18 protein-coding genes are annotated in these 21,772 nt (G+C 54.1%); 10 read left to right on the forward strand and 8 right to left on the reverse strand.

The window, feature by feature from the left end:
* Nucleotides 1-21: 21 nt before the first annotated feature.
* Nucleotides 22-1,194: a TerD family protein gene (locus tag RZ35_RS09310; RefSeq protein ID WP_026743052.1), complete on the reverse strand. Its 1,173-nt coding sequence runs from the start codon at nucleotides 1,192-1,194 to the stop codon at nucleotides 22-24.
* Nucleotides 1,194-1,781, reverse strand: coding sequence for a TerD family protein (locus tag RZ35_RS09315; RefSeq protein WP_026743053.1), 588 nt, complete (start codon nucleotides 1,779-1,781; stop codon nucleotides 1,194-1,196). The genes RZ35_RS09310 and RZ35_RS09315 overlap by 1 nt, the downstream gene beginning before the upstream one ends.
* A gap of 321 nt (nucleotides 1,782-2,102) precedes the next feature.
* On the opposite strand from RZ35_RS09315, the gene RZ35_RS09320 reads away from it, so the two are divergent.
* The 6 genes from RZ35_RS09320 (at nucleotide 2,103) to RZ35_RS09345 (ending at nucleotide 8,564) form a co-directional block, all read left to right on the forward strand.
* The gene (locus RZ35_RS09320) at nucleotides 2,103-3,197 is read left to right on the forward strand and encodes an ATP-grasp domain-containing protein (RefSeq protein WP_026743054.1); all 1,095 of its coding nucleotides are present in this window, start codon (nucleotides 2,103-2,105) and stop codon (nucleotides 3,195-3,197) included.
* Nucleotides 3,187-4,329: a phosphoribosyltransferase domain-containing protein gene (locus RZ35_RS09325; protein ID WP_036153062.1), complete on the forward strand. Its 1,143-nt coding sequence runs from the start codon at nucleotides 3,187-3,189 to the stop codon at nucleotides 4,327-4,329. Before RZ35_RS09320 ends, RZ35_RS09325 begins: the two co-directional genes overlap by 11 nt.
* On the forward strand, nucleotides 4,322-5,095 hold the full coding sequence (locus RZ35_RS09330) for an HAD family hydrolase (RefSeq protein WP_026743056.1): 774 nt from the start codon (nucleotides 4,322-4,324) through the stop codon (nucleotides 5,093-5,095). The genes RZ35_RS09325 and RZ35_RS09330 overlap by 8 nt, the downstream gene beginning before the upstream one ends.
* On the forward strand, nucleotides 5,096-6,175 hold the full coding sequence (locus RZ35_RS09335; protein WP_026743057.1) for a cysteine protease StiP family protein: 1,080 nt from the start codon (nucleotides 5,096-5,098) through the stop codon (nucleotides 6,173-6,175).
* Entirely contained in the window at nucleotides 6,175-7,131 is a 957-nt protein-coding gene (locus RZ35_RS09340; RefSeq protein ID WP_026743058.1) for an HpcH/HpaI aldolase/citrate lyase family protein, read from the forward strand. The genes RZ35_RS09335 and RZ35_RS09340 overlap by 1 nt, the downstream gene beginning before the upstream one ends.
* A gap of 959 nt (nucleotides 7,132-8,090) precedes the next feature.
* Complete coding sequence (locus tag RZ35_RS09345) at nucleotides 8,091-8,564, forward strand: hypothetical protein (protein ID WP_026743059.1); 474 nt, start codon at nucleotides 8,091-8,093, stop codon at nucleotides 8,562-8,564.
* Between the two features lie 295 nt (nucleotides 8,565-8,859).
* On the opposite strand, the gene RZ35_RS09350 is transcribed toward RZ35_RS09345, so the two are convergent.
* Nucleotides 8,860-9,255, reverse strand: coding sequence for a YidB family protein (locus tag RZ35_RS09350; protein WP_026743060.1), 396 nt, complete (start codon nucleotides 9,253-9,255; stop codon nucleotides 8,860-8,862).
* Nucleotides 9,256-9,299: 44 nt separating this feature from the next.
* Complete coding sequence (lysM, locus tag RZ35_RS09355; protein WP_026743061.1) at nucleotides 9,300-9,749, reverse strand: peptidoglycan-binding protein LysM; 450 nt, start codon at nucleotides 9,747-9,749, stop codon at nucleotides 9,300-9,302.
* Nucleotides 9,750-10,594: 845 nt separating this feature from the next.
* Here lysM and RZ35_RS09360 point away from each other — a divergent pair.
* Nucleotides 10,595-11,989, forward strand: a complete 1,395-nt coding sequence (locus RZ35_RS09360; protein ID WP_036153125.1) for an MFS transporter — start codon at nucleotides 10,595-10,597, stop codon at nucleotides 11,987-11,989.
* 160 nt (nucleotides 11,990-12,149) lie between these two features.
* Here RZ35_RS09360 and RZ35_RS09365 read toward each other — a convergent pair whose 3' ends face one another.
* Complete coding sequence (locus tag RZ35_RS09365) at nucleotides 12,150-13,109, reverse strand: chemotaxis protein (RefSeq protein WP_026743063.1); 960 nt, start codon at nucleotides 13,107-13,109, stop codon at nucleotides 12,150-12,152.
* A 556-nt stretch (nucleotides 13,110-13,665) separates the two neighbouring features.
* Here RZ35_RS09365 and RZ35_RS09370 point away from each other — a divergent pair.
* Complete coding sequence (locus tag RZ35_RS09370; protein ID WP_026743064.1) at nucleotides 13,666-14,889, forward strand: EAL and HDOD domain-containing protein; 1,224 nt, start codon at nucleotides 13,666-13,668, stop codon at nucleotides 14,887-14,889.
* 171 nt (nucleotides 14,890-15,060) lie between these two features.
* Here the strand turns inward: RZ35_RS09370 and RZ35_RS09375 are convergent, their stop codons facing one another.
* The 3 genes from RZ35_RS09375 to RZ35_RS09385 are packed head-to-tail and all read right to left on the reverse strand — an operon-like array spanning nucleotide 15,061 to nucleotide 18,003.
* A complete protein-coding gene (locus RZ35_RS09375; RefSeq protein WP_036153065.1) occupies nucleotides 15,061-15,387 on the reverse strand; it encodes a metal-sensitive transcriptional regulator in 327 nt (108 codons plus the stop codon).
* A complete protein-coding gene (locus tag RZ35_RS09380; protein WP_026743066.1) occupies nucleotides 15,374-15,586 on the reverse strand; it encodes a heavy-metal-associated domain-containing protein in 213 nt (70 codons plus the stop codon). Before RZ35_RS09380 ends, RZ35_RS09375 begins: the two co-directional genes overlap by 14 nt.
* Nucleotides 15,587-15,588: 2 nt before the next feature.
* Nucleotides 15,589-18,003: a heavy metal translocating P-type ATPase gene (locus RZ35_RS09385; protein ID WP_051625535.1), complete on the reverse strand. Its 2,415-nt coding sequence runs from the start codon at nucleotides 18,001-18,003 to the stop codon at nucleotides 15,589-15,591.
* 1,229 nt (nucleotides 18,004-19,232) lie between these two features.
* Here RZ35_RS09385 and RZ35_RS09390 point away from each other — a divergent pair.
* Nucleotides 19,233-20,822 carry an ABC transporter substrate-binding protein gene (locus RZ35_RS09390; protein ID WP_026743067.1) on the forward strand — a complete coding sequence of 530 codons (1,590 nt, stop codon included), beginning with the start codon at nucleotides 19,233-19,235 and terminating at the stop codon, nucleotides 20,820-20,822.
* Nucleotides 20,822-21,769, forward strand: coding sequence for an ABC transporter permease (locus tag RZ35_RS09395; protein WP_026743068.1), 948 nt, complete (start codon nucleotides 20,822-20,824; stop codon nucleotides 21,767-21,769). The genes RZ35_RS09390 and RZ35_RS09395 overlap by 1 nt, the downstream gene beginning before the upstream one ends.
* Nucleotides 21,770-21,772: the final 3 nt, after the last annotated feature.

The raw sequence follows: 21,772 nt of genomic DNA on the forward strand, positions 1-21,772 counted from the left end.
ATTCCACCCTTAGGATTTAAATTATTTTGAACCGGCAGACCAGCGAAACCCCCAACCCAGCGCTTTATCCATGTCTCTGTGTCCACTGAAGAATTGGTTGATTCGTTCAACCTTGATGGTCCCATTTTCATTCACCAGACGGGCGATCGCACACATATTGTGGCGGTTAGACCCTTCGGTTAAGCGTGTTTCAATCGGGGGTTGTTCAGGAATATGCAACGTCACGACGCCGTCCGTTTTATCCCAACTTGCCACTCCTTCATAAATGAAAGCATAGATCAGCACCTGTCGGACTTTCTTCCATTCACCGCCGTTGACATATAACCACTCGCCGTCATTCACCTGCCCAGTGCGGTCATCCCCCTGTAATTCAACGAAAGGCTCTGAATTCAATCGGCCAAAGTTGTTTCCAAGCGCCTGAACAACCCCTTTCGAGCCATCCTGAAGTTCAATAAATGCGCCTAAATCCAGATCGATTCCCTTGGTTTTACTGAACATCCCGCCAAACATGCCGCTAGGTGCCTGTCGGTCCCGACTCCAGTTAAGGTTAATTTTAATTTCGCCGAAATTATCCCGCTTAGCCAGGCTGATGGAGGGCTTTTCTTTGGTCAGGGAGACTTTACTCAAACTGATTTTTGCAGGCTCCGACTTCGGTTGTGGAACCGGTGCAGGCTCAGGTGCCGGCGCCGGCGNCGGCGCTTCAGAAATGTCTACCCCGAAATGTTCAGCCAGCGGTTTCAGACCGCCGTTAAAACCTTGCGCGATAAAGCGGAATTTCCATTCGGCGTTACGGCGATAAATTTCGCCGAGGATCAGCGCGGCCTCCTGGCGACCAGACACATCCACATGACCGGTCAGCAAAACGTTGCCGTTCGACTCGACCTGGATAGAGAGATGTTTCAGGCTGGAAAGCGTGATATTGCCGTCACACGTTGCGGTGAAGGCCAGCTTTTGCACTTCGGGGCGAAGACGGCCGATATCGACCGTAAAGGCCGTATCTGTACCGGCACCGGAGAGTTTTACGGACGCGTCGTCGTTGACGGGTTGCCCATAAAACACCATATCCGGGTCGCCCTGCACTTTACCTGATGCATATAGACGGAACGAAGAGGCGTCGACCGGAACGCCAGAAAGAACGCGCACTGTCAGCACCTGTGATGGAATGGGGGCATTGCCCCCCGGCGTCATCGTCATCACCGCACCACCGTAGCAACAATGTCAGCCTGCATATCGTCTATGGTGCGGCCGGTAGAGGCTTTACCGTGTGCGGTGAAGTCCCAACTGCCGCCCTTGCGTGCCAAGGAGGCAATGATAATACCGGTATGCGAGCCTTGTTCAGTGAGCTGATACCGAGCCAGCTCTTTGCGGGACTGATCGACAACGCGGCAAAAAGCGTTGTCGACTTCATTAAAGGTTTGACCACGGAAGCTATTAACCGTGAAGGCAAGATACTCCACCTGTGAAGGTAAGCGGGTCAGGTCTACGGTGATGACTTCATCATCGCCGTCTCCTTCGCCGGTCAGGTTGTCGCCCTGATGAACAACGGAGCCACAGCTTGATTTAAGCTTGCGGAACCAAATGGTATCGATAGCATTGCCAGCGTTATCTAACAGAACGCAGCCTGCGTCTAAATCAATAGAGTCGGTGCCTCCCCCCAGCAGGTTACCGAAAAATCCTTTTTTCTTTTTCAAAGGATCCCAGCCTAAACCAAATTGCAGCTGGTTTAATGATGATGTTTCTTTGCTGAGTGAAACAGTTTGATTTTTGCTTAATGAAACCATTATTCATTCCTTCAGAAATAGGTTAATTCATTATTTTTTAAAATCTAGAATCCTCGTACTGAAAAATCATATCATGACGAAGTTGCACGAGGGATACATTTTTGACACACTTTGAAAAATATAAATTAACCAGATGATTTTAAGTAATATTTCTTAAATTTTTTACGTTTTTTTACGAAGTAGAATCCGTTTTTTAAACAAAAAATCGCAAATTATCATTTCGACAAAATTAATCATATTATGATTGACATGTGTATAAAGCGTCCCCTAGACTCGTTCCTGGAAATCTCCCCTCAACTCATCCTGGGAAATATAAAGCCGATGGGTCACACAATCTGGTTCATGGAAGGTCTATCGTCACAGCGCGATCTAATTTTAGGCGTAAAAGACTTTTTTAAAGGAACGAATAAAGAAATTAACGTTGTTGCCTCTCATCGCAACAATCGAAATGAGATCCTGTCTCTGGCTGATATTGCACTCATTGAACCCGCTGATGATGAACAGCGTTTAAGCTTCATCGAAACCACCATAGATAATTATGGTGTTCAGGTCATTCATGCCGGCCACAATAGCCCGTGGTTCGAAGCCCATCGTCGGGAAATTGAATCCCTTGGTGTTTCCCTCACCACAGGTGCCACCAGCACCGCGATGTTGGCGCTGGCAGACGACAAAGTCCAGTTTGCCTTGACCATGGAAGCCCAAGGCCTGCCCGTTGTCCCTTCGACGCGAATTGAGAGCGCGGAAGCCCTTCGCCATCAGATCGAGTGCAACACCCACACCACAGAGGATAAACCGTTACTTTGCGTAAAACCGGTCACCGGCATTTATGGCATGGGATTCTGGTGCTTCGATGACAATGCCACCCCGATGTCTGCGTTTATCCATCCTAACAGCCGTAAAGTGCATCCTGAGATGTATTTGCATGCGTTGGAACAGCAGGGAAATTTTGAACCGCTGGTTCTTATGCCTTATCTGCCCGGTCCTGAGTACTCCGTCGATATGTTGGTTGAAAAAGGTCACGTCATCGCGGCCGTCGCCCGCCGTAAAGAAGGGGCGTTGCAATATATTGAGCAATCAGGCCCTGCCTATGAACTGGCTAAAAAGTGCGCGCGGATTATGCAGGCCGATGGCCTGGTAAACGTACAAACACGCAACAACGATCGGGGTGAACCCGTCCTCCTTGAAATCAACATGCGGCCATCGGGAGGCATCGGTTATACCCGTCACAGCGGTGTAAACCTGCCCGCGCTTTTTGCCCTGCGTCAGCTTGGGCTAATCGAGGAACCGCAGGCCAAATTGCTTGCTATTGAAAGCTTTTCCCCCGCCGTTGTCCGTTCTATGACTGACGTCATTAGATACAACCCAATTCTCGATAACTTGTCAGCCAGCCAGGGGGCGTATAGCCATGACGATTAATGAACAACCTGTCTATCGCAAAGAACTGTCCGGTGGAACGCTCACGGTCACCCCAACTAACGGCACAACACTGCCATTAGATTCACTCTTCGATATCGCCGAGCGGCGTAATCCCAAGCGGGCTTTTCTCTTTGTCAGTAAGGTGCTAGGTCGACATATTCCTACTTCGCCTTCCATCATGCGCTCAGCCTACCGGCAACTCGCGCAGCAACTCCCTGCCGATTTGCCGCAGCCAGTGCTCTTTATCGGCATGGCGGAAACGGCCGTAGGGCTGGGCGCAGGCGTATTTGATGAAGCGGCGAAGCTTTTCGACGATGCAGTTTATCTGACCTCAACACGCCATCCCGTCGACGGCGAGCTGATGTGCGAATTTAAAGAAAATCACTCACACGCCACCGATCACCTGCTCTATTACCCGGCGGACCCCGCGCTTCGTGATCATGTCAGCAATGCCCGAACGCTGGTGCTTATCGATGATGAAGCCACGACGGGAAGGACATTTATCAACCTGCTGGAAGCGCTGCGAACGGAAGCGGGTCTGTCCGCCGTAGAACGCGTCGTCACCGTGACGTTAACGGACTGGAGCGGAAACGCCATCACAGAACAGTGCCCGCTGCCCGTCACACGGGTTTCTCTCGCACAGGGAGACTGGCGCTGGGAAGGGAAACCGGATGCCCCCGTCCCCGTGATGCCAAATGTGAACGTCACAGCATCAGGCCGCGTGGCCATCACCGGCAAGCAAAGCTGGGGACGTCTGGGCATGGCTACACCCGCAAGAGATTTGGGGATAACACTCACGGCGTCAGCCGGAGAAAAAGTCTTAGTGCTAGGTTCTGGAGAATTCGTCTGGGAACCTTTATTGCTGGCAGAGCGTCTGGAATGCCAAGGCGCAGAAGTCAGATTCAGCAGCACAACGCGCTCACCCATATCCACCGGTTTTGCCATTGAGTCTGCCATTGCCTTTACGGATAATTACGGGCTGGGCATCCCGAATTTTGTCTATAACGTTGCTCATCAGCAATTTGACCGCATTCTTTTGTGCATCGAAACTCCGCAGGAGAGCGTAGATCCCGCCCTGCTTGCTGCCTTAAGCGCTGTAGCGCCATCCGTTGAGGTAATCGTTTATGAATAAACCGGTGGTTTTCTCCGATCTCGATGACACGCTATTCCAGACCCGCAGGAAAATGGTGGATGAACTGGCGCTTGAGCCCTATCGGACGGGTGCTTTAGACCGAACCATGACAGCCCGCAGCTTTATGACCGAAGAACAATCCATACTGGTGGACTGGCTACTTGAACATGCAGATTTCATCCCGGTCACTGCCCGGGGTACGGAAGAGATTAGCCGCGTCACGATCCCATTTCGCTCATGGTCCATCGTGACTCACGGAGCCGTCATCCTGACGCCGGAAGGAAAACCTGACGAAGCCTGGAAAGCACAGATGCTGGACAGCCTGGCGGCCTATCGGGAACAACTGCTTACCATGCAGCGCGACATCACCGCGCTGATGGAAGCGCGCGGCATTCAGGGTTGGGCGCGTATCAATTATGAGTATGACAACACCCCGGTATATTTGGTGATGAAGCACACCGATAGCACCAAACTGGATGAACTTTATACCCTCGGCGATGAAATCGAAGCCGCCTTCCCGACAGAAGGTTTTTATATTCATAAAAACAGCAACAACATTGCCTGGCTACCCACACCGGTAGAAAAAGGACTCGCCACCCAGTATTTGCTAAACAAACTGCGTGCCCAACGCGGCGTTTTTCCTGTCATAGGTCTGGGAGACAGCCTGAGCGATCATCGTTTCATGAAGCTATGCCACTGGTTTGGTCTGCCTCGTCAGAGCCAGTTTGCCGAACAAATCAGCCGTCATGTTTTCGGAGAGAAATAAATGCAACCCTTTGCCCCTTTTTCCGGTTCTTATTTGTCTGACGACGTTCACTTTCTTCTCAAGCCAGTTGAAATAGAAATGACGCCCGTCGACCAGAAAGAGCAGCTTATTCAGTCCGGAGCCAAGCATTACTCCGAGATGCTAAGTCAGGAGCCTGAGCCGACTGGCTGGCATCTGGATTTATTTACCCGTGCGTTGGATCAGGGTGCTGATCGTCTGGCGAGAGAAGTCGTGATGCTGGCGAAAGCCCTGGCCGATCGCTTTGGCGATACGCCCATTGTGTTGGTCAGTCTGGTGCGGGCTGGCGTGCCTCTTGGCGTGATGTTGCATCAAACACTGCGAGACATGGGCAAGCAGTCTTACCACTATGGCGTCAGCATCATTCGGGATCGCGGTATTGACGAAACGGCCATGGACTGGATTGAACGCCGGCACGGTACAGAAGGTGTGGTATTTGTCGATGGCTGGACAGGAAAAGGGGCGATTACGGGCGAACTTCGGCGCTCGCTCGCATCACGAACCGGGTATCCGCAAGACCCTCGCCTTGTTGTATTGGCTGACCCCTGCGGTGTCTCCTGGCTCGCCGCCAGCGATGATGACTGGTTAATCCCCTTCGGTATTATGGGCGCCCCCGTTTCAGGGCTTATCTCCCGGTCTATCTGGTCATCAGAGGGGTTACACGGCTGCGTTCAATGCGAACACCTCCGTCGGTTTGAGTGCAGCCGTGAACTGGTCGACACGGTAGCCGATTGCCGCCGATCTCTCGATTTAAACACGATCCCCGCGAGCCAGTGGAACCCAGCCGAGTTTGTACCGCTGAAGTCGCAAAGTGAACAGGTCATCGGGTCGCTGGCTACCGAATACAATATTGACAGCATCAACCGGATCAAACCCGGCATCGCTGAGGCCACACGGGCGGTATTACGCCGGGTGCCGGAGCACGTTCTCGTCCGTTCGGTTAACGATCCTGACGTTGCCCTACTGGTGTATTTGGCCCGTGAAAAAAATATTACCATCACTGAGGNCGGTGATCGCATTGGGCAGTACCGTGCCGTCACCATCATTAAAAAGGTTCACTGATGACAAAGAGACTATCGCCTTACCGGCTGGGCGCCACGCTCTACATGCCNGCAACGCGTTCTGATATTGCCAACAGCGTGCTCAATAATGACATTGAAGGACTGCGTTCGATTGTTATTTGTCTGGAAGACGCGGTGAGTGAGGCTGAGGTGCCTGCTGCCATGGATAATCTCAAGCAGGTATTGGCGGCATTACGCTCCGCTAAGGCTGAGGGACAAGGCGCTGAATGGCCCTTGGTGTTTATTCGTCCCCGCCACGTCGAGATGGGCCGTTACCTGACGCGCTCTTTAGATTTGTCGCCGGTCGACGGACTTGTGTTGCCCAAGTTCACCCTTGCCTCCCTGCCTCACTGGTGGGACATCATGAAAGACACACACCTCTGCATGATGCCGACGCTAGAAACTGAAGACGTCTTCGACGTTATGCGGATGCACGAACTCGCCACGACGCTGGTGGCGCATCCGTGTCATGACCGGATCATTGCGCTGCGTATTGGCGGAAATGACCTGATGAACGTCATTTCGCTGCGCCGTCCGCGCAATCTCACGCTGTATGACGGCCCGATGGGGTACGTTATCAAGATGCTGGTGGCCGTTTTCGGCTCACGCGATTTTTCACTAACTTCGCCGGTCTGCGAACACATTGACGATCATAACGTGATGGAGCAAGAACTGGCTCTTGATATGGCCCACGGACTGGTCGGCAAAACCGCCATCCATCCGAACCAGATTGCCAAAATTGAGCGAGCGCTGATGGTGACGCCAGACGACCATGCAGATGCCCTGCGGATCCTTAACTCGAGTCAGGCTGTCTTCAAATCGCAAGGTGCTATGTGCGAACCGGCCACCCACCGTCGTTGGGCATCAAGGGTGCTCGAACAGGCTCAGATTTATGGCATTACATCGGAAAATACGCCGGAAGGTGTGCGACTGGTGACACTGACCCATCAACATTGAGGGGAGTGCCCTTGGGGTTAAGATTGCGCAAATCGATCGGTATCGTTCTGGGCTTGCGCGTAAATTTTAGTCATGTCACCCCATAGCTGAGCATGGGGTCACAGGACGTCTCCGTCAGCAAACGCTGTACCAAGGCGGGCCTGAGTTATCGTTCCGACCTGGATAAAGCCGCCCATTCGTCATCACAGAGCACGGATGAGAACACAATGGCACGACTTCGGGTACGCGACGCGTTATCCCTTAACGAGCCTATATTCACCCCTTTCCCCACTTTGGGTGGGGACTGACCATGAATGAACGAGCAAAAATTGATCCTACGTTATTATCAGCAACAGCGTATGACGTGGGCAGAACACCATGCCCTTGGGCGATTTGTGGCGGCCGAACTTCAATAACTTGACGATAATCGTTCCGATATACTCAGCAGGATTTAGTGCTGGCGGATACCGCTTCTATTTAACAGCGTGCTGAGCAAGCCTGATCTCCACCGGCAACAGGGGGCGCTTCACAGAGCAAAACCGCCCAATTGATTATTTTTCTGCCCGTCGATTTACCTAAAATAGAGGTTATTCCTGATAGGCTCTAGGTCGTTAAGGCAAAGGGATGAGAACTCACTGAGATGGCGTTCAACCCAAACGCTGTGTGAGACTTTTACGGTCTGTTCATGGTTGTCTGATGAACTGGCGCGGATCGTTCTGAGCACACGACTTTTTAAACATGTCATCGTGCCTGGCTTCACCCTGCGCCTCAGCGTGAAGACCGATGATTTAGAAATGAAGTAGAAGTAGATGTTGTCCTGGGTATCGACCCGCGGCAGCAGTCCGAGTTCAACTTCAGCAACACGGTTCAGATTGGTCCGATAGCAGCACCCGAACGATTTCACCTAGCGAGAAACATGACGATAACCTGTATTTTCTAGGATATTGAGCCATCACAACAACAGTAGGCAATCACCATTTATGCAACTTAGTACACGACAGGCACGCATTTATCGGTTAGTCATTTTGTTAAGCTCAGGCACGCCAGTACCGACCCAAAAGATCATGACTCAGCTTACCTGTTCCGAGCCCACTTTAACGCGTGCGCTAAGAGCGTTACGGGAAACATACTCTGCCGAGATTAGATACAGTAAAGCGACTCACTCGTATCAACTTGTTGAGCCTGGATTGCTGGATAAAAAAACGATTCGTCTCATGAATGAAGCACTGAACTCTCGTGCTGATATCAAAGCGGGCAAAACTGTCAGCAAAGTGTCACTGGATAAAGAAAAGAAAAAGGCGGTATCGCTATCTTTGCGCATGTCCGTGTTACGTAAAATAGATCAACTCGCCATGCTGGTGGGAACGACGCGAAGCGATATTGTCGAACTTCTGGTTGATCACTCTATTGCTGAGCTTTCTGCAAGGCTGTCCAAACGGGATACCTCTCACTAACACACATCTCTGAGCTTACCGGCTCTTGTAATTTGCATTTCCCGGCGGTCATTGTGGTGGTTTTGAGTGGACTGATCCTTCCCCTTTTAGGAATAGGGCCTGACCGGTTTACGACGGGTAGCCTCATACCTATGCCAACTTCTGCTTCTCGCACAAAGCCGACAGTCCTTGGGGTATGCTGATCACGGCGATGAGCAAGCCGTTGACATTAGGTAACCAGGTTAGCTGATGATCAATGACAGGCCTGATTAGAAGCCCGTCATTGACTGAGAGTGGATACTCATATGACGAAAACCTAACTGAATAGCTTACCTTTCAGCAGATTTAGACCCGCAGAGACCAGATCGCCATGGGCCGGCGTTTCGCCCTGCGGTGACAGACCATCGACGATTTTTGGCAAGTATTCGGCAATCAGCGCCGAGGCAGTATGCAAATCAACGCCCAGTTTCGCGCCAAGATCTTGCAACGCAGGCGAACCAAACACCGAAGTGATCTGTTCACTATTCACCGACATATTGCTCTGCTGACTGAGCCACGACTGGAAAATTTCACCTAAGCCGCCGTTACGAAATTTTTCCATAATGCCTTGGATACCGCCCTGCTGTTCAACCCAGGTCATGATCGCCTGTAGTTGTTCAGTCTTACCGGCCTGCCCGCCGAGCATGCCGCCAATTTGATCTAATAATCCCATGACAAACTCCCTACAATCATTGCTACAAATCTCTGATTTACGGCCTACTTCGTCGGAATAATCAGAACCTGACCCGGATAGATTTTGTCAGGATGCGTCAACATCGGTTTATTGGCTTCGAAAATACGCTGATAGTCATTGGCGGTACCATACATCGCTTTAGAGATCGCGCTCAGGGTGTCGCCGGATTTTACCGTGTAATAACGGCTCTCCGCCCCGCTTTGCGATACGGTGACACTATCGTTGACTTGGCTAACCCCGGTAACGTTCCCTACCGCCACCAGAATTTTTTCTTTATCTTCCTGTGAGCCAACGTCGCCCGTCACCGTTGCGGTACCATCGTCCGCGATGTCAATATTGACCTTTTCAGCACCAGGCAGATTAAGGCTATCAATATGTTTTTTTAGTTTCTCTGCCTGGTCTTCCTTGCTACCGCCGGATACGGCATCCCAGATTTTCTCGCCCGCTTCTTTCACAAAACTTAATAAACCCATCGATCCCTACCTCCATTACTGTTTCACAATGAAAATCACATAAGACCTAATAACCATATACCAATATACTCAAAAGCGCAGGGGATGCGCTTGGATACCTCTGTCATCACCGCAACAGTGAAAGATAAATATCAACGTCATCTGTTTCGTGCCACGACAAAAACACNAAGACGTTAACGTTCGAAGCGGACACAAAGTCGCCTCAAAACATTTGGGGCCGTTATCAACAGAAACGGACTAACTTGCCTTGGCCATCAGGGTCAATATGATGACATCACTCGCAGAAATGTTTATTAAACAAGGAGAGCCTTTCCATAGTCATCTTCATGACGAGATTTGTCGGCAGGGCGAAGAAATATGGGCTGAATGTCGCAAACCGTGATAGCGGGTAAACATCGTCCTGTGGATTTGATGTGAAGTCGGTGCTGCCAGGCACTTCGGGTTTGGGTTGCAGGGCAAATTTTATGATTCAAGAACGGCTACGCATCGACTCGAAAGGGGCGTATGACTTAATTTGCCGAATAAAGCATCAGCATCGTTTTTCTCTTAATGCCCTACCGGCGTTATAACGCTAAAAAAACGCGACATCATCCAAAAGGGCTTGTGTGTGATCCCTGGCGCTCTATCTCCTATTCCGCTCCCTCCGCGCATACGCTCACAGCCCGTAGGTTGATGAGCGAACAAACCGTTTGGTTGATCTCTGTTGAAAAGAGAGACCATAATGAGACCACAGGGAGGCCCAGCGCTTCCCTGTGGTTTTTTACCCCCTTTTCAACGCATTCTTTCTGATGATAAAAAAGTGCCGCTCTCGTTATCACGACGACGGTATGGAGATGTTCGTAGCGATGAAACCTTCGTCAACTGCACAGACTTCCATCCCCTCTCAGGAAGAGGGTCTACCCGGTTCGCGGCGGGTGTGGGCTGTCCTGTCCGTCTCACTGGCTGTCGTGCTAAGCGTACTGGACGGCACGCTGGCGAATGTCGCNCTCCCCACCATCGCGCATTCTTTGAATGCCAGCGCGCAAACCTCGGTATGGGTGGTCAACGGCTATCAGCTGGCTATCATCGCCACGCTGCTGCCGATGGCCGCACTGGGCGAATTCATCAGCTACCGTAAAGTTTTCAGCGCGGGCGTGGTGGTTTTTACGCTGTCATCATTGGGATGCGCAATGGCCGACTCCATGTCGGGCCTGATCGCCGCGCGCGTCATCCAGGGCGTGGGCGCGGCAGCCGTCATGTGCTGTACGTCGGCGCTGTTGCGCCATACCTATCCGGCGAAAACGTTCGGCCGGGGACTCGCGCGCAATGCGTTTGTCGTGACCGCCTCCTCTGCCGCCGGGCCTTCCATCTGCGCCGCAGTGCTCTCCGTCGCCCCCTGGGAGTGGTTATTCGTGATCAACTTTCCCATCGGGATTTTGGCGCTAGTCTGCGCCCGTGCGCTGCCCATGACGCCGCGTCAGCCGCGCAAATTCGACCTCCAGGCCATCGTGCTCAATGCGTTGGGCATGAGCCTCGGCGTGATCGGTCTCAACCAGCTCAACGAATCCCCCGCGCTGGCCTTGACGCTGATTCTGTCTGCGGCGCTATGCCTGTGGCGGTTGGTGAAGCGCTGCCTCGGCGACGAGTCGCCCTTGCTGCCGCTCGATCTGTTCAAGATCCCGCGCTTTCGCTGGGCGATCGCCGCGTCATTTTGCATGTTTGCGGCACAAATGTGCGCATTTGTCGCCCTGCCTTTTTACATGCAGCATTCGCTCGGCCGGACTATCGTGCAAACCGGTCTGCTGATGACAGCATGGCCCGTCGGATCGNCTTTGGCGAATCTCGGCCTGTCCTCGTTCGTCGATAGGGTTCAGGCAGGTAGCCTGTGCGCCACTGGTGCCGGTCTACAGATTATCGGGCTGATACTGATTGTGGCGTTGCCGCACGGCACTAGGGATCTCTGGCTGCTCTGCGGGCTGTTTTTAGCCGGCGTCGGGTTCGGTTTTTTCCAGTCGCCTAACAGCCGCGACATGCTGTCTGCGCCACCGCGCAGCCGCAGCGGAGCCGCGGGCGGGATGCAGGCGGCCGCCCGCGTAAATGGACAAGCTTGGGGTGCCGCGTTGGCCGGGTTGTGTTTCTCTCTGTCCGCCAGCGAAGGCGATGATCTTGCCCTGTCGGCATCGATCGGCTTCAGCCTGATTGCACTACTACTGAATCTGCGGCGGCGTCGGTTGTTTCAGNCCGCTCCGCTGGCGGATTAAAGAANCCGCGTAGGCCCCCGGCGAACGACCGACGAATGTCGAGAGATCGCCGCGAAGTCACGTGAATGGCCAGGTTGTCAGGAAAAAAGTCGGGAAAGGGATTTCTCCGCCCGCATCGCGGGCGTGATGCGGGCGGAGTTGCGCGAGTCTAGCCCGGCGTTTACTTCACCAGCACGCTTTGGACCGCAGCCGCCAGTTCGTTGATTTCGAACTTCGCTACATAAGCATCGGCGCCGACTTTACGCACGTGATCTTCGTTGGCGCTGCCAGACAGCGATGAGTGAATAATCACCGGAATGTGTTTCAGGTAGGGATCGCCCTTGATATGGCGTGTCAGCGTAAAGCCATCCATTTCTGGCATTTCCAGGTCGGTCAGCACAAACGCGATCTTATCGGAGATAGGCACATTTTCCGCCTGCGCCTGTTTCGCCAACTGTTGGATCTTGTTCCACGCCTCCTGACCGGTAACATGCATCTGGCCGGGGACCTGCATCAGTTCCAGGCCTTGTTCAAGCAACGAACGCGCGACCTTGGAGTCTTCGGCAACAATCGCGACCGAGCCAGGCTTGATAGGAAACGCTTTGTTTTCCATATCGTTGATATGGATATCGCGATCGACCGGGATCATGTCGTGCAGGATCTGCTCCACGTCCAGCACCAGGGCCAGGTTGTTACTTTCTTTGTCAGTGTCCAGCCGTGCGATGCTGGTGATATAACTGCTGCTGACGCCCGCCTCAGCGGTCAGCACCTGGCTCCAGTCAAGACGAACAATATCGTCGACGGATTCAACGGCAAACGCCTGCGTACTACGCGCATATTCCGTCACCAGCAAAATATTCAACCCTGTTTGCGGCTTGCATCCTGCCNCCGCAGGAAGATCGATCACGGGGATGACCTGTCCGCGAATATTCACCATACCCATCATGGGCGGCTTCATACCCACGGCCTTGGTCAAAGACGGCATGGGGACAATTTCACGCAGCTTGAAGACGTTAATGCCGAACAACTCGGATTGCCCCCCCTGTTGCTCGGAGCCTCCCAATCTGAACAACAAGAGTTCCAGCTTGTTGGCGGATGTGAGGTTAGTCCTCTCATCGATATCTTTCTGAAAATTATCCATGCAGTCCTCAATAATACGAATACTTAATTAATGTCCGGCCAGAGCCGCGTGCATTTAGTCATTTTATTCAAGTTACTCTTGCCTGTTATCGGCTGTAGAAATGAAAACTATATGCTAACAATAGCCGTCTTTTCTTATCCATCTGACAATAACTATTATTGAGGAAAAAATGCGCGACAACGAGATCCCGTCAACGTTAAATGACACCGCAATCGATTATCCCCATCGAGATAGCCCGAAGACACGTGACCGGTTGTTGCTTTGAAAATCACCGCCCCTCTTTCATTACTTATAAAAATCAATTAGGTATCGCAACACACCCTCACAGTATCTCTCCTGCGGTCACGTGGACGGCCGGTTCAATTAATGAACCATTATGGCTAGCCGATTGAAATCAGGGGCATCCGCCAGAAAAAAATCAAAAGACTGTTAGAATTGTTGAAGGAAGATGGTACTGCCCCTCCGGCTATGCAGGGACAAAATAATATTACACGGAATAATTTGTTAATAAGGATCCAGTTACCTCTTTTTACCTTTTTCAGTCTGGAGGTTTCTTATGTATTCATTCGTTGCACGGCAACCCATTTTAGACCAACACTTACAGCCAGTAGCTTATGAGCTTCTATTTCGCCAGGGTATTACGAATAAGTTTCCTGACGTTAGTCCGGAATATGCCACCGCTCAGCTAATATCAGAACAATTTCTCACCACCCCGTTGAATAAACTCACCGGCGACCACCTCAGCTATATTAATTTCCCCTATCAGCTCCTTGTCGAAGGACATGCGGAAATTTTACCGGCGGATAAAGTCGTGATCGAAATTCTTGAAAGTTCCACGCCGGACGAAGAACTGTTTTCTGCCGTTAAGAGGTTAAAGAGAAAGGGCTTCACGCTCGCGCTGGATGACTTCAGCATGGACCCCATTTGGGATCGTTTTTTGCCTTATGTGGATATCATCAAGTTTGACCTGCAACAGTCGACCTTTGAAGAGATTGGACGTTACATCAGCACGCTAAGACACAAACACCTCCGCTACCTGGCTGAAAAGGTCGAGACCAACGAGCAATTCTTGCGCGTCAAAGCCATGGGATTTACGCTGTTTCAGGGCTATTTCTTCAGCCATCCGCAGATGTTCAAAGCTAAACGGCTCTCCAACGATCATAAAAACGCCATTCAACTGCTCAAGGAAGCGAATGAACAGGAGCTGAACTACGACCGAATTGAACGGCTGATCAATAGCGACTTATCTCTCGCCTACAAGCTGATGCGGTATTTCAACAACTTCCGCTACAAGGCCAACCTGTCCGTCATCACGACATCCATGTCGTTTCGCAGCATCGCCATATTTCTGGGACAACGGGAATTGCGGCGATTCATTTCACTGATCAGCATCACGATGGGGAGTAAGGACAAATCCTGCGAGCTGTATCGTATGAGTCTAATCCGCGGGAAATTTTGTGAATTGCTATCGATCAGCCTGCATGGCCGCGAAGATCCCTTCGAGGCCTTTTTATGCGGTCTCTTTTCCATGCTGGACGCCATTCTGGACTCTCCGATGAGCCTTTTACTGGAGCAAATCCCGGTCTCGTCGCATATCAAATGCGCGCTGATGGAAAACACCGGGGAGTTGGCGAGTTATCTCAGCGTCATCTCGTATTATGAAAAGCAAAATTGGGAACAGCTGAACACCTACATGGAAATGATGGAGGNCAATGAAGACCAGATGCTGAAACTCATCACCGAAGCGACCCTCTGGGCTGACGAACTGTTGGATTTGTAATTACTCTTCGCGTTGCCTGTCCTGCCGATAGCACCTCCTTCATCCCATCCAGATCCCCCCTTTCCTCGGGCTTTCAGCGAGCGCGATACCGCACGCCCTGTTTAGGGGCGAAGGTTCTGTACGTCAGAGCTGCGACCCGCGGTGAAGCGTCATCAGCATCGCGACACGTCGTCACCGCATACGCTGAATCACCTGCAACAATTCGGCAATGGCATCCTCGCCGCCGTCGGTCAGCACCGCCTTACGGACGCAGCCGTTGGCATGGTCGGCCAGCATCTGGTTGGCGACGGCGCTCAACGCGGAGCGTACGGCGGTGATCTGATTGAGAATATCCACGCAATACCGGTCTTGCTCCACCATCTGCGTGATGCCGTTAACCTGCCCATTGATCCGCTTTAAGCGGTTTAACAAGGCTTTTTTGCGTGGCTGCACCACCTGCTTCGCGTCAGCCTCGCCCGCGCTGGCGTCAAGGCACGCGTCACACTTAGCCGGCAACATCGAAACCGAGCTCTTCAATGACGTTGCGGAACGCGCTGGGGTTGGCCGTCACTGTTTCAGCGTACTCCACGTCGACCAACCCCTTCTCCAGCGTCACGTTGACCTGAGTCACGCCGTCCAAAGCCTGCAACGCGTCCGTCACCTTGCTGGCGCATCCGCCGCAAACCATCCCCACAACCGTTAATGATGCATGAGACATCGTCACACTCCTCTGTTCTGAACGTTGGTTAACCCGTTATTACGCTTGCCCCGCGGCTTCCAGCGACGCAACCACAGTGAATTACTCAAGACGGAGACTGAACTTAGCGCCATCGCGCTACCAGCGATCACCGGACTCAGCAGACCGAAGGCGGCTAGCGGGATCCCCAGCACATTATAGAAAAAGGCGAAAAACAGGTTTTGCCTGACCTTATTGAGCGTCGCGCGCGACAGGCTGATGGCGTCGGGCAGCCCGCCGAGACGGCTTTGCATCAGCACCACATCTGCCGTGTCCAACGCGATATTCGACCCGGCGCCGACGGCGAATCCCACGTCGGCGATCGCCAGCGCGGGCGCATCGTTGATGCCGTCGCCGACCATCCCCACGCAGTGCCCCTCCGCCCGCAGGCGGGCGATCTGCTCCGCTTTCTGCTCCGGCAGCACTTCGGCGAAAAACGCGTGGATCCCGGCCCGCTCGGCCACCCGCGCCGCCGCCCGCGCGTTATCGCCCGTCAGCATGACGACGCGGATCCCTTGCCGATGCAGCGTCTTCACGGTCTCCACGGCATCCGCACGCAGCCGATCGTCGAAACAGACATAGCCGAGCAGTAGACCGTCGCGAGCCAGCCCTACCACCGTCAGCCCCTCTTGCTCTTGCACCGCGGGGATCGCGGTATCAAACACCACGCCGCGCGACGTCAGGAACCTGGGTGAGCCGAGAATCAATGTGCTGTCGCCCATCTGCGCGCGGATGCCGCGCCCCACGATAGCGCTAAAGCCGTGAACCTCTGCCGCGCTCGCCCCAACCTGCTGCGCATATTTCACCAGCGCCTGACCCAGCGGATGTTCGGAATGCTGCTCCAGCCCCATCGCCAGACTGAGCAATTCGTCCTCCGAGACGCCGTCAGCGGGAAGCACCTTGACCACGGAAGGTCGCCCTTCGGTCAGCGTCCCGGTCTTATCCATCACCAGCACCTGTAACCGCCGGGCGTTTTCCAACGCGCTTGCATTGCGAAACAGGATCCCGGCGCGCGCGCCCTGACCGGTCCCGACCATAATCGCGGTCGGCGTCGCCAGCCCCAGCGCGCAGGGACAGGCTATCACCAGCACGGCGACGGCGTTGACCAGACCGGCGTCCCACAGCCCTGTCACCAGCCAATTGGCGGCAAATGTCAGCACGGCGATGACGATGACGACGGGAACGAAGATGGCGGAAACCCGGTCGGTGAGCCGCTGCACGCTAGCTTTGGAGCCTTGCGCCTCTTCCACCAGACGGACGATACGCGACAGCGCGGTATCGCTGCCGACGCCGGTCGCCCGCACACGTAGCGCGCCGCTATGATTCTGCGTGGCCGCATAAACCTGCGCCTCCGCCTGCTTCACCACGGGCTGACTCTCCCCCGTCAGCATCGCCTCATTGACTTCGGACAGTCCGTCGATCACCACGCCGTCAACGGGCACACTCTCCCCCGGCCTGACCAGAAACACCTCGCCACAACGCAGCGAGGCGACGTCTCGGTCCTGCCATTCGCCGTCCACGTCGACGTGCGCTAGCTGCGGCTGCAAACGCAAAAGGCTCTCAATGGCGTCGCCGGTTTTGGCCTTGGCCCTGCCTTCCAGCAGTTTTCCCAGCAGGACCAGCGTAATAATGGCGGCGCTGGCCTCGAAGTAGAGGTCGCCGTGCTCCGACATCAACAATGTCACCAGNCTCGATAGGTAAGCAACGCTGGTGCCCAGCGTCACCAGCACATCCATGTTGGCCGTTCCGCTGCGCAGCGCGCTCCAGGCCCGTCGATAAAAGTGACGACCGCACCAGAACTGCACCGGCGTCGCCAACAGCCACTGACACCAACCCGGCAGCCAGTGCGTCTGTCCGAAAAACATGGCGGCCATTTCCAACAGCAGCGGAAACGACAGCACGGCCGCCGCCACGCACGCATTGCGATCTTTTTTCCATGCCTGCGCGCGCCGCTGACGTTCGGCCTCCCGATCGCCGACCGTCACCTGACGGGCCGTAAATCCGGCGCGTTCAATGCGCGCAATGAGGAATTCCGGCGTGGCGCTGCCGGGGGTGACGCTGACCTGCGCCCGTCCGGCGGCGAAATTGACTGTCGCCGTCACCCCATCCACCTTGTTCAGTACCTTTTCAATGCGCGCTGCACAGGCGACGCAGCTCATGCCGTCCACGGCCAGCGAAACCCGCTGGTCCGCCACGTCGAACCCGGCCTTGCGGATAGCGGCAATCACATCGGTGGACGAACTGCGCGCGTCATCAAGGCTGACCACCGCTTTCTCGCTGGCGAAGTTCACGTTGGCGGAGACGCCATCCAGGCGATTAAGGACGCGTTCAATGCGGCTGGCGCACGCGGCGCAGGACATACCGGTGACGGTAAGATGCAGAGGCTGGGATTGGCTCATGTTGGGTCTGTCCTGATCTGTTTGCAGACAAGGGTGTCATCGCGCCGACGGCCGGCAAGCCGCGGAAACTACCGCGAAACCGCAGGGTCGCTGTTGACGCTCAATGGTTGAAACCTGCTTATCAACATACGCCCTGAAGCCGGTTAATCATACCCCATAGGGGTATTTTATTCGACGGTCCGCACCTTCTCGCAGACTGGACCCAGTGAAAGACATTACCGGCAAGGTATTTCCCCGATCAAAAACACCTATTTATTCCCTTACCTCAGCGATAAATTCCACACTGAAAAACGGCCACGCTACAATCAGCTTCAAATATAAGTTTTCGTGATGATCAGCTTTCAACGGGAATATATCGTAGTTAATTCACAGCGATGGCACCGTGCATCCACCTTAAAATCACCGTCAATGCGCGGCTGACGACAAGGGATTTAAAATGACCGTTAATCGGCATATTCACTGGCGCAAGAATAAGGCGATGAGCGGACATATAACCGGGATAAAAATAAAACAATATTCCCTCATCACATGATCACGACAGACCTATTTTGACGACAAAAAAGGAAAAACGACATGCAATTTTCCGCCATCCTATTCGTGGCTGACAACCGTAAAATAATAACAGCGAAAGTTTAATTCCTGCTCATTTCATCGCCGTCGCACCTTCACACTCATAATGACAAAAAACCATTCATTTACAGATAAATAAACCACATTGGACTTTATTTTAAATCAGCCTGGCGACGTAAATTTCTCCTCCGCCGTTTTTGTATCTCAAGACAGCGCTATTTATCGACGTCAAGCGGCGGTTTCTGATTCATTATTTTTTTGATATCAATGGATGCTGCGGGAATAACCACAGCCGGCGCATCACTGACCCAACCCGCTATTTTTCACCCGTTCGATGACCTGCCAAAATCGCATCTAAGGCAAAAAAACAGATGACGACAACAACGCCTTACCCCTGTGCAATCCCCCGCAGGAAATAGCCCTTTTGACCGAGCCAATTTCACGATATTGCCTGCTGATTTTCCTCGGTAAGATTTCTCTTCTGACGTCGTCGATTAGAAAAATGGGCCTTTTTGCAGTATCCTGAGCCGCGTTTTGCCATTATTGGATAGAGAAAACAGAAAATATAAAACATCAGTAAGATGACGGGACACGGACTTATTTCACTCCTCGACGAGTGGTCTATACGCATATGAAACCAACACCATGGAGAGAAATAAATGAAAAAAGAGCATTCGGACTTACAGAAATGGCTCGGGCAGGCTCAGTTCAGCCGCCGGTCGTTTCTCAATACTGCCGCACTCCTTGGAGCGAGTAGTGTACTTTCTTCATTTCCTTTGAGTAGTTCTGCCGCACAAGCCGTGCCCAAGCGGGGCGGCACGCTCAAACTGGGTATGTCCGGCGGTAATACCAGCGATACGCTCGATCCCACGCTGTTCAGCGACTGGGTGCCGCTCAATCAGGCCTACATGCTGATGAACGGCCTGGTCGAAATCGACGAGAACAATCAGGCGACGCCGGAGCTGCTGGAGAGCTGGCAGGTCGAGCCGGGCGCCAAAGCGTGGCGCTTCAAAGTGCGTCAGGGCGTGACTTTCCATAACGGCAAAACGCTGGATGCGGATGACATCATCTACTCCATCAACCTGCATCGCGGTGAAAACTCGCGCAGCGCCATTCGCTCCCAGTTGGCCAGCATCACCCAACTCTCCCGCACCGCTCCTGACGAAATCGCCATCACGCTCGATAGCGGCAACGCGGATCTGCCTTACCTGCTGGCGGACTATCACCTGCTGGTCGTGCCGAACGGCTTCACCGACTGGTCGCACCCCATCGGCACCGGCGGATTCACGTTCGACTACTACCAGCCGGGCGTGCGCTCCCGCTTCAAGCGCAACCCCAATTACTGGAAGCCGGACCGTGCGTTCGTCGACGCCGTGGAAGTGCTGGTCATCAACGATCCGACGGCCCGCACCAATGCGCTGATCTCCGGTCAGGTACACGCCATCAACCGCGTTGATTTCAAAACCGTCGACTTTCTCAAGCGCAGCCCGATGCTGAATATTGTGCGATCTTCCGGCGGCCAGCACTTCACGTTCCTGATGGACTGCCGCGCCACGCCGTTTAACAACAACGACGTGCGCCTCGCGATCAAGTACGGCATTGACCGTGAAAAAATTCTGGCTACCGTGCTGCGCGGCTACGGCAGCCTCGGCAACGACCACCCGATTCCGAAAACCGACCGCTTCTTCAACCACGAGCTGCCGCAGCGCGCATGGGACCCAGATAAGGCCAAATTCCATCTGAAGAGGGCCGGCCTCACCGCGCTGCCGCTGGAACTCTCCTCTTCCGACGCCGCTTTCGCCGGGGCGCTGGACGCGGCGGCGCTGTTCCAGGGGCAGGCCAGTCAGTCGGGTATTCAGGTCACCATCAAACGCCAGCCGGCCGACAGCTACTGGGAAAACGTGTGGATGAAAGCCCCGTTCAGCATGGGCTACTGGGGTGGGCGTCCGACCGCCGATCAGATGTTCTCCACCGCCTGGCAGTCCACCGCCAAGTGGAATGACTCGCACTGGAAAAATGACAAATTCGATGCGCTGCTGTTGCAGGCCCGTTCCATGCTGGACGAGAAAGCGCGCGCCGACATCTACGGCGAACTGCAAAGCATCGCACGCGATGACGGCGGCGCGATGATTCCGCTGTTCGGCGACTATCTCGATGCGACCAGCAAAAAACTGGGCGGCGTCACCCCCCATCCGTTGTTCAACTTTATGGGAGGACGTCTGGCTGAGCGCGTCTGGCTGGAGTCGTAATGAAAAAGCATATCCTTCATCGACTGCTGCTGGGGCTATTGACGCTCTGGCTGGTTTCCATGCTGATCTTTCTCGGCACCGAGCTGCTGCCCGGCGATATCGCCAGCGCGCTGCTTGGTCAGAACGGCACCCCGGAAACCATCGCCGCGCTGCGCACCCAACTGGGGCTGGACCAGCCCGCCATCGGCCGTTATCTGCACTGGCTGAGCGGCATACTGCATGGCGATCTCGGCACCTCGCTGGCTAACGGACGTCCTATCAGCGAAGAATTGCTGCCAAGACTGGAGAACACCCTGTTCCTGGCCGCCTATGCCGCGCTGATCGCCATTCCGCTGGCGGTGGCGCTCGGTATCGCCTGCGCTATCTGGCGCGGTTCGCTGTTCGATCGCCTCGCCAACTCGTTGACGCTGTTGAGCATCTCCGTGCCGGAGTTTTTCGTCGGCTACCTGCTGGTGATCTTCTTCGCCATTCACTTCGCCTGGTTCCCCAGTCTGGCGATGGTCAGCCCGGACGACACGCTGACGCAGCGTCTGTATAACGCGACGCTGCCGATGCTCACGTTGGTGCTGGTGGTGCTCGCGCATATGCTGCGCATGACGCGCGCCTCCGTGGGTGCGGTCATGTCCGCCAGCTATATCGAAACCGCCCTGCTGAAGGGCGTGCCGCGCTGGCGCATCGTGATGGGCCATGCCCTGCCCAACGCGCTGGCGCCCATCATCAACGTGGTGGCCTTTAACCTCGCGTATCTGGTCGTCGGCGTGATCCTGGTCGAAGTCGTCTTCGTCTATCCGGGAATCGGACAGCTGATGGTCGATGCGGTCAGTAAACGCGACCTGCCGGTGGTGCAGGCGTGCGGACTGCTGTTCGGCGGCACGTATATTCTGCTGAATACCGTCGCCGACCTGCTGGCTATCTGGTGTAACCCCCGTCTGCGACATACGAGGTAAGCA

Source organism: Lonsdalea quercina subsp. quercina (assembly GCF_000688655.1).
GTDB classification, from domain to species: Bacteria; Pseudomonadota; Gammaproteobacteria; order Enterobacterales; family Enterobacteriaceae; genus Lonsdalea; species Lonsdalea quercina.

Bases quoted from the DNA above. Each gene is read 5' to 3' on its own strand.
- RZ35_RS09315 (WP_026743053.1), bottom strand. From the start codon at position 1,781: ATGGTTTCATTAAGCAAAAATCAAACTGTTTCACTCAGCAAAGAAACA.
- RZ35_RS09320 (WP_026743054.1), top strand. From the start codon at position 2,103: ATGGGTCACACAATCTGGTTCATGGAAGGTCTATCGTCACAGCGCGAT.
- RZ35_RS09325 (WP_036153062.1), top strand. From the start codon at position 3,187: ATGACGATTAATGAACAACCTGTCTATCGCAAAGAACTGTCCGGTGGA.
- RZ35_RS09330 (WP_026743056.1), top strand. From the start codon at position 4,322: ATGAATAAACCGGTGGTTTTCTCCGATCTCGATGACACGCTATTCCAG.
- RZ35_RS09345 (WP_026743059.1), top strand. From the start codon at position 8,091: ATGCAACTTAGTACACGACAGGCACGCATTTATCGGTTAGTCATTTTG.
- RZ35_RS09350 (WP_026743060.1), bottom strand. From the start codon at position 9,255: ATGGGATTATTAGATCAAATTGGCGGCATGCTCGGCGGGCAGGCCGGT.
- lysM (WP_026743061.1), bottom strand. From the start codon at position 9,749: ATGGGTTTATTAAGTTTTGTGAAAGAAGCGGGCGAGAAAATCTGGGAT.
- RZ35_RS09375 (WP_036153065.1), bottom strand. From the start codon at position 15,387: ATGTTGCCGGCTAAGTGTGACGCGTGCCTTGACGCCAGCGCGGGCGAG.
- RZ35_RS09380 (WP_026743066.1), bottom strand. From the start codon at position 15,586: ATGTCTCATGCATCATTAACGGTTGTGGGGATGGTTTGCGGCGGATGC.
- RZ35_RS09390 (WP_026743067.1), top strand. From the start codon at position 19,233: ATGAAAAAAGAGCATTCGGACTTACAGAAATGGCTCGGGCAGGCTCAG.
- RZ35_RS09395 (WP_026743068.1), top strand. From the start codon at position 20,822: ATGAAAAAGCATATCCTTCATCGACTGCTGCTGGGGCTATTGACGCTC.